Below are 12,961 nucleotides of genomic sequence, written 5' to 3'. Positions count from 1 at the left end.
AATGACAGGACGTTTACAAGAAAAAGTAATCGTCATTACAGGTGCTTCTAGTGGAATTGGAGAACAAGTTGCGATGCAAGTTGCAAAGCAAGGAGCGATTCCTGTGTTGATGGCTCGCACAGAAGAAAAGTTACGAGCATTAGCAGAGACAATTAAAACGACTTATAATACGCCATGTTATTATTACGTATTAGACGTAAGGGAAGAAACGAAAGTAGAAGCTGTTTTTTTTAAGGTGTTACAAGATATGGGGCGTATTGATATATTGGTAAATAATGCGGGATTTGGTATTTTTAAAACATTTGAAGAGGCCTCTATGGCTGAAGTGAAAGATATGTTTCAAGTAAATGTATTCGGATTAGTAGCTTGTACGAAGGTAGTGTTACCGCATATGGTAGAAAGAAATGAGGGGCAAATTATTAATATTGCTTCATTAGCTGGGAAGATTGCAACACCAAAGTCTAGTGCGTATGCAGCAACGAAGCATGCAGTATTAGGTTTTACGAATAGTTTGCGCATGGAGCTTTCAAGTACAAATGTGTATGTAACGGCAATTAATCCTGGACCGATAGATACGAATTTTTTTGAAATAGCTGATCAATCAGGTACATATGTAAAAAGTATGGGACGTTACATGTTAAAGCCAACATATGTAGCAGAACAAATAGTAAAGGCTATGCAAACGAAAAAGCGCGAAGTAAACTTGCCAAAGTGGATGGGAATTGGGCCGAAGCTATATGCTTTATTCCCATATTTATTTGAACGCGTAGCAGGTAAATCATTAAATAAGAAATAGGAGATTTCCATATGGAAATCTCCTATTTCTTATTTTCCGGTAACATAATCGTAAACGACATCCTCAATTGCCTCGTATACATCAATTTCAGTATTTGAATGAATCATCGTTTGAATATGTTTAATTAGCATTTCCTGATCCTCTTTTGAAACAGGATTATATTGATATTGCCGAAAACTTTTTATAATCATCTTTCCAATTAATTTTTCATTCATGTTTTTCCCCGCCAGTATGTATAAATGTATTGTTTTATTGTACTCGAAGTATAGAGAAAATACTACCATACAACATTTTTGTATAAAAATTCGGATTGGTATATTGTTTTTCTAGTAAAATTAAGAATTTGAACTTTTGAAAATTAATAAATATTTAATTGACTCTATAAATATACAATATTATAATCATATTTAATTTGAAGAATCGATATAAGGAGGATTATATGAAAGTCGCAATTATTGGAGCAACGGGATATGGAGGTATTGAATTAATTAGGTTATTACAGCAACATCCATACTTTTCAATTGCATCTCTTCACTCTTTTTCACAAATAGGGGATTGTATTGCAAATACATACCCGCATTTGCGAAATGTTCTTGTTCATACGTTACAAGAAATTGATGTAGATGTAATAGGAAAAGAAGCAAGAATTGTGTTTTTAGCAACACCAGCAGGAGTATCAGCCGAGTTAACTCCCAAACTATTAGCAGCAGGTTTAAAAGTGATTGACCTGTCTGGAGATTTTCGTATGGTAGATCCTTCTCTATATGAAATTTGGTATAAGAAACCAGCTGCAAAGGAAGAAATTCTCCAAAAAGCAGTGTACGGATTAAGTGAATGGAAAAGGTCTGAAGTTCAAAATGCTGATTTAATTGCAAATCCGGGATGTTTTGCAACAGCGGCATTGCTAGCAATAGCGCCTCTCACACGAAATGGGATGATTGAGGCAGACTCACTTATTATTGACGCAAAGTCAGGTGTAACAGGAGCAGGGAAAACACCGACAACGATGACTCATTTCCCAGAGCTATATGATAATTTTCACATTTATAAAGTAAATAAACATCAGCATGTTCCTGAAATTGAGCAAATGCTTGCTGAATGGAATGATGAGACGAAGCCGATTACATTTAGTACACACTTAATACCGATATCACGAGGAATTATGGTTACACTCTATGCGAAAGTAAAGCAGGGTGCTCAAATACAATCACTTCAGAAATTGTATGAAGAAACGTATCATCACTCGCCTTTCGTTCGAATTCGTTCTCAAGGAGAATTCCCAAGTCCAAAAGAAGTACGAGGCTCAAACTATTGTGATATTGGTTCAGATTACGATGAAAGAACAGGAAGAGTCACAGTTGTTTCAGTTATAGACAATATGATGAAGGGAGCAGCTGGGCAAGCGATTCAAAATGCAAACTTACTAGCGGGATTGGAAGAAACAGCAGGTTTACAACATATGCCGCTATATCCATAAGGGGGAAACTATGAGTAAAGCAGCTTGTATTACGAAACGAGAGAATGGATCAATTGTATCACCGAAAGGTTTTTCGGCAATTGGTATTGAAGCGGGGCTGAAAAAAGGAAAAAAGGATATGGGGTCAATTGTTTGTGAAGTACCAGCAATTTGTGCAGCGGTTTATACAACAAATCAAATACAAGCAGCGCCATTACAAGTAACGAAAGAAAGTATTTCAGCGGAAGGGAAATTACAAGCAATCGTTGTTAATAGCGGAAATGCAAATGCTTGTACAGGTATGAAAGGGTTACAAGATGCTTATGAAATGCGAGAGTTAGCAGCCAAGCAGTTTGGAGTAAGAGAAAATTATGTAGCAGTTGCTTCAACAGGTGTAATTGGAGTTCACTTACCGATGGAATCGATTCGAAATGGAATATCGGCTCTTGTACCAACAAAGGATGTAGGGATAGCGCATTCTTTTTGTGAAGCGATTTTAACGACAGATCTTGTTACAAAAGAATCTTGTTATCAAATCGTGATTGATGGAAAGGAAGTAAAGATTGCTGGGGTTGCTAAAGGATCTGGGATGATTCATCCGAATATGGCAACGATGCTTAGTTTTATTACAACTGACGCTAATATTGAACAAGAAGCATTACAAGTGGCATTATCGCAAGCTACGAATCATACATTTAATCAAATTACGGTGGACGGAGATACCTCTACGAATGACATGGTCATTGTTATGGCAAGTAGATTATCAGAAACAAAACTAATCAGTATGGAGCATAAAGAGTGGGAAACATTTGTAGTGGCTTTGCAAAAGGTATGTGAAGATTTAGCAAAACAAATTGCGAGAGATGGTGAGGGCGCTACAAAGTTAGTGGAAGTAAATGTGCACGGTACCGAAACTACGGAGGATGCTAACAAAATTGCGAAGCAAATTGTTGGTTCGAGTCTTGTTAAGACGGCGATATACGGTGAAGATCCAAATTGGGGTCGTATTATTAGTAGTATTGGTCAAAGTGGAGTAGCTATTAATCCGAACACGATTGATATTATTCTTCAATCTATCGTTGTGTTAAAAGATAGTGAGCCACAATTGTTCGCGGAAGAGGAAATGGAAAAAGAGTTAAAAAAAACTGAAATCATAATCGATGTTCATTTACATTTGGGAGAAGCGAAAGGGACAGCTTGGGGCTGCGACTTAAGTTATGAATATGTGAAAATAAATGCTTGTTATCGTACATAAGGAGAGAGAAGATGAGCAATTATATCGTAATTAAATGCGGTGGTAGCATGTTGGATCGATTAAATAGTGTGTTTTTTGAGTGTATAAAGAAATTGCAAAAGAGTTATAAGGTTGTTATTGTCCATGGCGGTGGCCCAGAAATTGATGCCAAGTTAGAAGAATCCCATATCCCGATAGAAAAGAAAGACGGATTACGAGTAACACCGAAAGAGGTTATGGATGTTGTTCAAATGGTGCTATGTGGAAGTACGAATAAAAAATTCGTAATGAATTTACAAGAGCATGATTTACTTGCAGTTGGACTTTCTGGGTGTGACGGTAAGTTACTTCAAGTTCAACCTTTCAATGAAGATATTGGATATGTGGGAGAAGTAAGTTATGTAGAAACATCTCTATTAAAAGGATTAATAGAGTTAAATTATATTCCTGTTATCGCTCCAATTGGGATAAGTGGTAAGGAAGCTTATAACATAAATGCAGATACTGCTGCAGCTGGAATTGCAGAAGCACTTGGGGCAAAAGAACTCATTTTTATAACGGATGTAGATGGGGTATTACACGAAGGAAGATTGATAAAGAAAACAGATGAATCTGAAATTCTTGCTCTTATAGAAAAGGGTGTTATTACAGGTGGAATGATTCCGAAAGTACAGGCAGCACTCACATCATTAAAAATGGGAGTGCAAAAGGCCAGTATCGTAAATGGTACAAAGGATTTTACTGAGGTCACAGGAGAGTGTATTGGAACTACAGTAACAAAAGGAGTGAGTATTGTATGACGAGCCATCTTTTTCCGACATACGGAAGACGAGAACTTGAGATTGTAAAAGGAAGCGGAACGAACGTTATCGATAAAAATGGCAAACAATATTTAGATTTTACTTCTGGTATTGCAGTATGTAATTTAGGCCATTGTCATCCGGTCCTCGTAAAGGCTATAGAAAAACAACTGGGGGATATGTGGCATATATCAAATCTTTTTACACATTCATTACAAGAAGATGTTGCGGCGCTATTAACGGAAGATAATGAATTAGATTATGTATTTTTTTGTAATAGCGGGGCTGAAGCGAATGAGGCGGCTTTAAAGCTTGCTCGTAAATATACTGGGAAGTCTCTTGTCTTAACATGTCAGCAATCTTTTCACGGTAGAACGTTTGGAACGATGAGTGCAACAGGACAAGATAAAGTGAAAGAAGGATTTGGGCCACTTCTTCCGTCTTTTTCACATATTCCTTTTAACGACATAAAAGCACTTAAGGAAGCGATGAATGAAGAAGTTGCGGCAGTAATGGTGGAAATTGTTCAAGGAGAGGGCGGGGTATTACCAGCTAATCTTTCCTTTTTGAAAGAAATTGAAAAACTATGTAATGAGTATAATGCGCTCTGCATCGTTGATGAAGTACAAACTGGAATAGGAAGAACAGGAACGTTATTTGCCTATGAGCAAATGGGGATACGACCTGATATAGTGACAGTCGCAAAAGCACTTGGAAATGGTATTCCAGTCGGAGCGATGCTTGGAGTGAAGAAGCTTGCATCTTCTTTTACAGCTGGATCACATGGTTCAACGTTTGGTGGGAATTACATTGCGATGACCGCAGCAAAAGAAGTATTGCAAATGATTAAGCAATTTTCATTTTTACAAGAAGTAAAAGAAAAGGGTGCGTATGTATTAAAAAAATTAGAAGAAGAATTGCAACATGTCGAATCGATCCAAGATATTCGCGGGAAGGGGCTTATGATCGGAATTTCATGTGAGCATGAAGTCTCATCTTTTATAGAGCAACTAGAAAAAGAAGGTCTTCTTGTATTGCAAGCAGGTCCAAATGTAATAAGGTTATTACCACCGCTTATTGTAACGAATGAAGAACTAGAGCACGCAGTATATATGATAAAAAAAGTAGTTTGTACAAAAAATGTATCGATTAAATAAGGGGGAAGTTCTATGTCAACTATACAAGTACCAAAGTTAAATACGAAAGACCTTTTAACATTAGAAGAACTAACACAAGAAGAGATTATTTCATTAATCGAATTCGCTATATATTTAAAAAATAATAAGAATGAACCGCTATTAAAAGGGAAAATATTAGGGCTCATTTTTGATAAGCATTCAACTCGTACGCGTGTTTCTTTTGAAGCAGGAATGGTTCAACTAGGTGGACATGGAATGTTTTTAAGTGGAAAAGAAATGCAAATCGGAAGAGGAGAAAGTGTTACAGATACGGCAAAGGTATTATCTCATTATATTGATGGAATTATGATACGTACCTTCTCACATGCTGATGTAGAGGAGCTTGCAAAAGAGTCAAGTATTCCTGTTATAAACGGATTAACAGACGATCATCACCCGTGTCAGGCGTTGGCGGATTTAATGACAATATATGAAGAAGCTCATACATTTAAAGGAATTAAATTGGCTTACGTAGGGGATGGAAATAATGTATGCCATTCTTTACTATTAGCGAGTGCAAAGGTTGGAATGAATATGACTATTGCAACTCCGATAGGATATGAACCCAATAAGGAAATTATAAAGAAGGCGTTAGAGATTGCAGATGAAACAGGAGCTTCAATTGAAATCTTGAATCATCCTGAATTAGCAGTGAAAGATGCTGATTTTATTTACACAGATGTTTGGATGAGTATGGGGCAAGAAGGGGAAGAAGAAAAATATACATTGTTCCAACCATTCCAAGTAAACGCGAAACTTGTTCAACATGCGAAGAAGACGTACCGTTTCTTGCACTGTTTACCGGCGCATCGTGAAGAAGAGGTGACGGGAGAAGTTATAGACGGGTCTCATTCTGTTGTTTTTGAGCAAGCTGGTAATCGATTACACGTGCAAAAGGCGTTATTAGTAAGCTTATTTCAAAATAGCGAAAAACCTTCCTAATGGGGGAGGCTTTTTTGCGTCGAAATGTCTGATGTATATTTGGTTAAACTTCTTTACATCCATTATAATAAGAGAAAGAAATTTGTTTTTCTTATAATGTAAGGGCATACTAGGGTAGTAAAATACAATTAAAGAGATGATTATTGTGCAAACAACTAAAAAAACATATTCATTTTTTCAGCGGATGTGGAGAATATTAAAGTTTCAATATTATAAGTTGCTTCGTTCGCCAGAAGGGGCAAAGAAAGTATCGTTAGGTTTTGCTATTGGATTTGGTTTAGAAATGTTAGTAATTTATACAGCATCGCTCGTATATTTAATATTTTATCCAATTGTTCGATTAGCAAAGGGATCTTTTCCTGCCGCAGTCATTGGTAATATTATTGGGAAGATATCATTTCTCCCAGTATTTTTATTTCCGTTTGCTTATGCGTTAGGGAAAATGATTTATCCATTTGATGTACAGAAAATACATCATAAACCATTTACGATATCAGATTTGTTTTCGAGCCATATTTTTACGATGTTAAAGAGCTTATTACAGAGTGAAGTGTATGTATTAATTGGTATGACGATAATAGGAATTGTGTTTGGGGTAATTTCATATTTCGTTGTGCATTATTTATATGAAAAGAATCGTAAGTTACGTTTGAAGAAAAGAAAGAAACGAGTGAGAGAAACACTTGTGCAAATATAAAGAATGTCACATTCATTTTCTCCTTTGAATATGTTTAAGAAAAAGGGGGAGAGAATGGATGTATTATTATTACGTACCTCAAGTATATCCACATACAAATTATTATCCTGTAAATGATATGAGAAGGCAATTTAGAGTATATCCACAACCGCAAATGCAGCAACGACCACAACCACAGTTTACTCAAGAACGAAAACCGTATTTAACTACATGGCCATATTCAAATGTCTACTACGGTAATTATTACGAATCATAAAGCTGCTTCTATTTAGAAGCAGCTTTATACGTTTGTTTTCAAAATTAAATTTTGAATGGTTTGAAGAGAGTGAATGAGCTTTTCGCGCTCTTCCTCAGATAATGTTTGAAAATTTTCTTTTAGTTTGTCTAAAATGAATTGCTGATACTGACTTACTAGCAACTTCCCTTCGGCTGTAAGAGAAATTAAAATGACCCGTCGATCTTTTTCGCTATAATGACGCTCTATTAGTTCTTCCTGAATGAGTTTGTTTAATAAAGGTGTCATGTTAGGCCGTGAAATCGCTAGCCGCTTTCCGATTTCTGAAACTGCTAATGTACCATTTTCGTGTAAAAGCAGTAACACCTGTGTATGTGATGGCGGCATATGTCTTTGAGAAGAAAACTCTCCAGGAAGCATAAATTTGCGATAAAAAAGAGGCACTAGCGAAAGAAGATGATCAACAATACGTTCCCACTCGCGTGATTCCATATAAAGGCCCCCTTCCATTATCATTGTAACAAAAAAGATATCGTATACAAATAGAATTGTTTCACGCTGGCCTTAATATTTAAAGGATAATACTTGTTTCGTAAATGCATTGGCGATAATCTCATAGCCTTTATCATTTGGATGCACTTGATCAAATAGTAAATCTTTTTTATCATTCGATATTAATGTTCGAATTGGTAAAACGATTGACGGTTGATTCGCTTTTGAAATAGAATAAACGGAATCGTTCCAGCCATCTAAAAACATATCTGCATAACTCGCGATAGAGTCATCGAGTTGTAAAGGGTTATAGAGCTCAGATAGAATGAGTAAAGCGTTCGGATTTTGAGACCGAACTGTCTTTACGATATTTTTTACGTCTGTTTCAAAACGTGCCTTTTCTCTGTTTAACATTTTAAGTCCATCTATAACACCCACATCACGATTTAAACGGAATAAATTATTTCCTCCAATATTAATCGTAATTATATTTGCTTCTCTAATTTTTTGTTGTACTTCCTCTGACTGAACTTTTTGAACGAGACGATCCGTTGTTAATCCATTTACACCGAGGTTTTCTACTCTAATTGGTTTATGAATTTGTCCTTCTAGTTCCCTAGAAGCTAATTCCGCAAATCCCCCTTGCGTAGAGCCATATCCTTTTGCGAGTGAGTCACCTAGTACAAGGTGATAAAAAGAATCATTCGTTTGTTTATCAATCCATCTTGGAGTAGCGGTTTTTGCCGTTTTTTCTTCATTTTCTTTTTGTTTTGTCTCATCGTTCTTTTCAAAATAAGAATAAGAAATGATTAGAAGGAGGAGACAAACAATCGTTAAGATGACTTTTTTCATACATTCATCCTCCTTGTAATTGGTAATTGTATCATATTCAGCAGTATAAGCAATGGAAGGGCATATTATATGTTTATGAAAAGTTTATAATAACTTTACAGAAAATTTGTAGAAGTATGTCAAAAAATATTGACGATATGAAAGTATGTTCGATATGATAATGTCAGATAAGTGAATGTCAACACTCTAATATGAAGAAAACAGAGAATATGTAATTAGAGCTTGATAGAAACTCATTTTATTATTTTTTTAGGGACAATTGTATAAGGGGGATTTTTTTCGTGAAAAAATCAAAGAAAGTGTTAGCGGGAGCAACTCTTGCATTAGGTGTTATAGCTCCGCAAGTATTGCCAATGACAGCGCATGCAGAAGAACAAGCTGGGGAGAGTACAGTTAACTTACGAATTTTAGAAACATCAGACATTCACGTTAACTTAATGAACTACGATTATTATCAGACGAAAACAGATAATAAAGTCGGTCTCGTTCAAACTGCAACTCTTGTTAACAAAGCACGTGAAGAAGCAAAGAACTCCGTGTTATTTGATGATGGGGATGCATTACAAGGAACGCCTCTTGGGGATTATGTGGCGAATAAAATAAATGATCCGAAAAATAAAGTGGATCCTAGTTATGTACACCCTTTATATCGTTTAATGAACTTAATGAAGTATGACGTCATCTCTCTTGGGAATCATGAGTTTAACTATGGCTTAGATTATTTAAACAAAGTGATTAGTAAAACAAAGTTCCCGGTTATTAATTCGAATGTCTACATAGATGATAATGGTAAGAACGACAAGCATTACTTTAAACCATATCATATTTTTGAAAAAGAAGTAGAGGATGAATCTGGTCAAAAACAAAAGGTGAAAATTGGTGTAATGGGATTTGTTCCACCTCAAGTTATGAACTGGGATAAAGCGAATTTAGAAGGAAAAGTAATAGCGAAAGATATTGTGCAAACAGCGCAAAAATTAGTTCCAGAGATGAAGGCACAAGGTGCGGACGTTATCGTTGCATTGGCTCATTCAGGCGTTGATAAGAACGAATACAACGAAGGAATGGAAAATGCATCATATCATTTAGCAACAAAAGTTCCTGGTGTAGATGCAGTATTAATGGGACATTCACATACTGAAGTGAAGGATGTATTTAATGGTGTTCCAGTTGTAATGCCTGGTGTTTTTGGCAGTAACTTAGGTATTATTGATATGCAATTGAAAAAGGTAAACGGAAAATGGGAAGTACAAAAAGATCAATCTAAGCCACAACTTCGCCCGATTGCTAATAGTAAAGGGAACCCATTAGTAGAATCTGATCAAGAATTAGTTAATGAAATTAAAGATGATCATCAAGCGACAATTGATTATGTGAATACAGCTGTAGGTAAAACGACAGCACCAATTAATAGTTATTTTTCATTAGTACAAGATGATCCTTCTGTACAACTTGTGACGAATGCGCAAAAATGGTACGTAGAAAAGCTATTTGCTGAAAACGGACAATATAGTAAATATAAAGGAATCCCGGTCTTATCTGCAGGCGCACCATTTAAAGCAGGTGGTCGAAACGGTGCTACATATTATACTGACATTCCAGCTGGAACTTTAGCGATTAAAAACGTTGCAGATTTATATGTATATCCAAATACATTGTATGCTGTGAAAGTAAATGGAGCACAGGTGAAAGAGTGGCTTGAAATGTCTGCAGGACAGTTTAAGCGAATTGATCCGACGAACAAAGAAGAACAGTCATTAGTGGATGTCAATTACCCTACATATAACTTTGATATTTTAGACGGTTTAAAATATGAAATTGATGTGACGCAACCAGCGAAATACAACAAAGATGGAAAAGTTGAAGATGCAAATGCAAATCGTATTGTAAATTTGACGTACGATGGTAAACCAGTAGCAGACAATCAAAAGTTTATTGTAGCTACAAATAACTATCGCGGAAGCAGCCAAACATTCCCTGGTGTAAGTAAGGGAGAGGTTGTATATCAATCACAAGATGAAACGCGTCAAATTATCGTCAAATATATGCAAGAAACACCAGTTATTAATCCAACAGCAGATAAAAATTGGACGTTTAAACCAATCGTTGCAGAAAAATTAAATACAACATTCGATTCTTCACCAAATGCACAAAAGTACATTACGAAAGATGGGAATATCTCATACGTTGGTCCATCTGAAAATGAATTTGCAAAATATGCGATTGATTTAACGAAAAAGGACGACGAGGATAAGGGAACAGGTGAAGGGAACAATGGAGGAAATCCAACAACGCCACCAACGACAGGTGAAGGGAACAACGGAGGAAATCCAACAACGCCACCGGCAACGGGTGAAGGAAACAGTGGAGGAGAGCCAACAACTTCTAATGATGGAAATGAGCAAAAGCAAGACGAGAATAAAACAGAATCAGACCAAACTACGAAACAAGAAAATCAAAATACAAAAGAAACGACAAAAGTAAGTGAAGATAAAGAAGACCGTGATTTACCGAAAACGGGTGCGAGCGTTGCTTCTACAATTGGAGCTGGACTTGCATTTGTTGGAGCAGGTTTGTTCATGTTATTCAGAAGAAAGAAAGCGAACAGATAATAATAAAAAAGGATTACCGAATATGGTAATCCTTTTTTATTCTGTATTTTCAGGTTAAGAAACTGTCACGGTTTTTTCTTTCTTCCATGAAAGCCCAAATCCTGTAAATCCAACAATAATTGTAACGACTGGACAAGCTAAGCAGAAGATTGCGTATGGAACATAATCAAATGTTGGGACGCTTAATACATTTGATAAGAAGACACCACTTACACCCCATGGTACGAGCGGATTAATAACTGTGCCAGCGTCTTCTAACACGCGTGATAAGTTACGACGTTCTAAACCAACTTCATCGTATTTGTTGGCAAATGCTTGTCCTGTTAAAACGATTGATAAGTACTGTTCACCAAGTAAGAAATTTACACCAATTGCTGTTGAAGCTGTAGAGATGATTAATCGTGTACTTGTTTTAACAAAACTAGAGATGATATTCATAAGCTGTGTAATAATGCCCATTCCTTGCAATAAACCACCCATACAAAGAGCAAGGAAAATAAGTGCGATTGACATCATCATACTTTGTAAACCACCGCGAGATAGTAAACTATCAATATCTTTTACACCCGTATTAGATACGTAACCGTCTTGCATAATTTTCATTAAATCAGCAAGTGAAGTACTTGGTTTGAAAATAAAGAGAATGATAATGCCAGCTACGATTCCGGCAAGTAATGTTGGAACTGCTGGTACTTTCTTAAAGGCGAATAGAAATAGTAATAAAATCGGAATCAGTGTAACGAGAGAAACTGTTGCGTGCTTTTCTAATGTGCTTGTAAAAGAAGAGAAATCAACATCTCCTACTGATCTACTTCCTAAAATGAAAAATGCGATAAAAGCAATAATGAAAGCCGGAACTGTCGTCCAAAGCATGTTGCGAATATGTTCAAATAAATCCACACCTGTTACAGCAGGAGCTAAGTTTGTTGTATCAGATAAAGGAGACATTTTATCCCCGAAGAAAGCCCCGGAAATAATGGCCCCAGCAATAAGTGCTGGATCGTATCCGAGAGCACTTCCCATTCCCATAAATGCAAGTCCTACCGTTGCAGCAGTTGTAAATGCACTACCGATACTTGTTCCAACAATTGCACAAACGACAAACACTGTCGGAATGAAAATCTTTGGAGATACAAGTTCGAAGCCGTATACCATTAATGTTGGAATTGTGCCAGCAGCGATCCAAACACTAATTAATACACCTACAAGTAAAAAGATGAAAATGGATGGGATACCAGCTGAAATACTACTCATCATCCCCTTTTCCATATCGGACCAAGAGATTTTTTTCATAAATCCAAACGCTAATAAAATAACGATACCGAATAAAATTGGGATGTGCGGTGAAACTTCTAATTGAATAACACTAAAGCCTATACAGAAAAAGATAAAAAATGTTAAAAGAATAGATTCAATTTTTGAAACCATTGTTTGCCCCTCCTACTAACCTAAAATAGTTCTTTTTTATATAAAATTCGCCAATATTGTATATTTCCTTCTAAAATTTAGAATTTTTTGACAAATTACCGGTAATTGTTTATCATCATAAAGCTTAAATAATTAGGATTTACCAAGTTATTCATTCTATCAATTTTTCGTTTTTACCATGATTACTTGGAAAATATCGGAATAAAAAAACGTCCCTGCATATAAATATGCAGGGACGA

13 protein-coding genes are annotated in these 12,961 nt (G+C 36.0%); 9 read left to right on the top strand and 4 right to left on the bottom strand.

Annotated elements, in window-relative coordinates:
- The first annotated feature begins 1 nt into the window (after position 1).
- A complete protein-coding gene (locus DJ93_RS06225) occupies positions 2-796 on the top strand; it encodes an SDR family NAD(P)-dependent oxidoreductase (RefSeq protein ID WP_042979721.1) in 795 nt (264 codons plus the stop codon).
- A gap of 29 nt (positions 797-825) precedes the next feature.
- On the opposite strand, the gene DJ93_RS06220 is transcribed toward DJ93_RS06225, so the two are convergent.
- Complete coding sequence (locus DJ93_RS06220) at positions 826-1,011, bottom strand: YqzH family protein (protein WP_042979720.1); 186 nt, start codon at positions 1,009-1,011, stop codon at positions 826-828.
- Between the two features lie 224 nt (positions 1,012-1,235).
- Here DJ93_RS06220 and argC point away from each other — a divergent pair, with 224 nt between their 5' ends.
- The 7 genes from argC (at position 1,236) to DJ93_RS06185 (ending at position 7,359) form a co-directional block, all read left to right on the top strand.
- Entirely contained in the window at positions 1,236-2,273 is a 1,038-nt protein-coding gene (gene argC, locus DJ93_RS06215) for an N-acetyl-gamma-glutamyl-phosphate reductase (RefSeq protein ID WP_042979719.1), read from the top strand.
- A 10-nt stretch (positions 2,274-2,283) separates the two neighbouring features.
- A complete protein-coding gene (argJ, locus tag DJ93_RS06210; RefSeq protein WP_042979718.1) occupies positions 2,284-3,507 on the top strand; it encodes a bifunctional glutamate N-acetyltransferase/amino-acid acetyltransferase ArgJ in 1,224 nt (407 codons plus the stop codon).
- A gap of 11 nt (positions 3,508-3,518) precedes the next feature.
- Positions 3,519-4,286, top strand: coding sequence for an acetylglutamate kinase (gene argB, locus DJ93_RS06205; protein ID WP_042979717.1), 768 nt, complete (start codon positions 3,519-3,521; stop codon positions 4,284-4,286).
- The gene (locus DJ93_RS06200; RefSeq protein WP_042979716.1) at positions 4,283-5,443 is read left to right on the top strand and encodes an acetylornithine transaminase; all 1,161 of its coding nucleotides are present in this window, start codon (positions 4,283-4,285) and stop codon (positions 5,441-5,443) included. Before argB ends, DJ93_RS06200 begins: the two co-directional genes overlap by 4 nt.
- Before the next feature lie 12 nt (positions 5,444-5,455).
- On the top strand, positions 5,456-6,406 hold the full coding sequence (argF, locus tag DJ93_RS06195; RefSeq protein WP_042979715.1) for an ornithine carbamoyltransferase: 951 nt from the start codon (positions 5,456-5,458) through the stop codon (positions 6,404-6,406).
- 136 nt (positions 6,407-6,542) lie between these two features.
- A complete protein-coding gene (locus DJ93_RS06190; protein WP_052109550.1) occupies positions 6,543-7,103 on the top strand; it encodes a DUF2062 domain-containing protein in 561 nt (186 codons plus the stop codon).
- Between the two features lie 58 nt (positions 7,104-7,161).
- A complete protein-coding gene (locus tag DJ93_RS06185) occupies positions 7,162-7,359 on the top strand; it encodes a hypothetical protein (protein WP_042979713.1) in 198 nt (65 codons plus the stop codon).
- 24 nt (positions 7,360-7,383) lie between these two features.
- Here DJ93_RS06185 and DJ93_RS06180 read toward each other — a convergent pair whose 3' ends face one another.
- On the bottom strand, positions 7,384-7,830 hold the full coding sequence (locus tag DJ93_RS06180; protein WP_042979712.1) for a MarR family winged helix-turn-helix transcriptional regulator: 447 nt from the start codon (positions 7,828-7,830) through the stop codon (positions 7,384-7,386).
- Between the two features lie 72 nt (positions 7,831-7,902).
- Positions 7,903-8,682: a GDSL-type esterase/lipase family protein gene (locus DJ93_RS06175; protein WP_042979711.1), complete on the bottom strand. Its 780-nt coding sequence runs from the start codon at positions 8,680-8,682 to the stop codon at positions 7,903-7,905.
- Positions 8,683-8,963: 281 nt separating this feature from the next.
- Here DJ93_RS06175 and cpdB point away from each other — a divergent pair, with 281 nt between their 5' ends.
- On the top strand, positions 8,964-11,294 hold the full coding sequence (gene cpdB / locus DJ93_RS06170) for a bifunctional 2',3'-cyclic-nucleotide 2'-phosphodiesterase/3'-nucleotidase (RefSeq protein WP_042979710.1): 2,331 nt from the start codon (positions 8,964-8,966) through the stop codon (positions 11,292-11,294).
- A 54-nt stretch (positions 11,295-11,348) separates the two neighbouring features.
- Here cpdB and nhaC read toward each other — a convergent pair whose 3' ends face one another.
- On the bottom strand, positions 11,349-12,722 hold the full coding sequence (gene nhaC, locus DJ93_RS06165; RefSeq protein ID WP_042979709.1) for a Na+/H+ antiporter NhaC: 1,374 nt from the start codon (positions 12,720-12,722) through the stop codon (positions 11,349-11,351).
- Positions 12,723-12,961 lie beyond the last annotated feature (239 nt).

Origin of the sequence: Bacillus clarus, from assembly GCF_000746925.1 — a bacterium.
Taxonomy (GTDB): Bacteria; Bacillota; Bacilli; order Bacillales; family Bacillaceae_G; genus Bacillus_A; species Bacillus_A clarus.
This window is presented reverse-complemented; position numbering and strand designations above follow the sequence as displayed.

Excerpts from the sequence above, each read along its gene's own strand:
- DJ93_RS06225 (WP_042979721.1), top strand. The coding sequence starts at position 2 with ATGACAGGACGTTTACAAGAAAAAGTAATCGTCATTACAGGTGCTTCT.
- DJ93_RS06220 (WP_042979720.1), bottom strand. The coding sequence starts at position 1,011 with ATGAATGAAAAATTAATTGGAAAGATGATTATAAAAAGTTTTCGGCAA.
- argC (WP_042979719.1), top strand. The coding sequence starts at position 1,236 with ATGAAAGTCGCAATTATTGGAGCAACGGGATATGGAGGTATTGAATTA.
- argJ (WP_042979718.1), top strand. The coding sequence starts at position 2,284 with ATGAGTAAAGCAGCTTGTATTACGAAACGAGAGAATGGATCAATTGTA.
- argB (WP_042979717.1), top strand. The coding sequence starts at position 3,519 with ATGAGCAATTATATCGTAATTAAATGCGGTGGTAGCATGTTGGATCGA.
- DJ93_RS06200 (WP_042979716.1), top strand. The coding sequence starts at position 4,283 with ATGACGAGCCATCTTTTTCCGACATACGGAAGACGAGAACTTGAGATT.
- argF (WP_042979715.1), top strand. The coding sequence starts at position 5,456 with ATGTCAACTATACAAGTACCAAAGTTAAATACGAAAGACCTTTTAACA.
- DJ93_RS06190 (WP_052109550.1), top strand. The coding sequence starts at position 6,543 with ATGATTATTGTGCAAACAACTAAAAAAACATATTCATTTTTTCAGCGG.
- DJ93_RS06185 (WP_042979713.1), top strand. The coding sequence starts at position 7,162 with ATGTATTATTATTACGTACCTCAAGTATATCCACATACAAATTATTAT.
- DJ93_RS06180 (WP_042979712.1), bottom strand. The coding sequence starts at position 7,830 with ATGGAATCACGCGAGTGGGAACGTATTGTTGATCATCTTCTTTCGCTA.
- DJ93_RS06175 (WP_042979711.1), bottom strand. The coding sequence starts at position 8,682 with ATGAAAAAAGTCATCTTAACGATTGTTTGTCTCCTCCTTCTAATCATT.
- nhaC (WP_042979709.1), bottom strand. The coding sequence starts at position 12,722 with ATGGTTTCAAAAATTGAATCTATTCTTTTAACATTTTTTATCTTTTTC.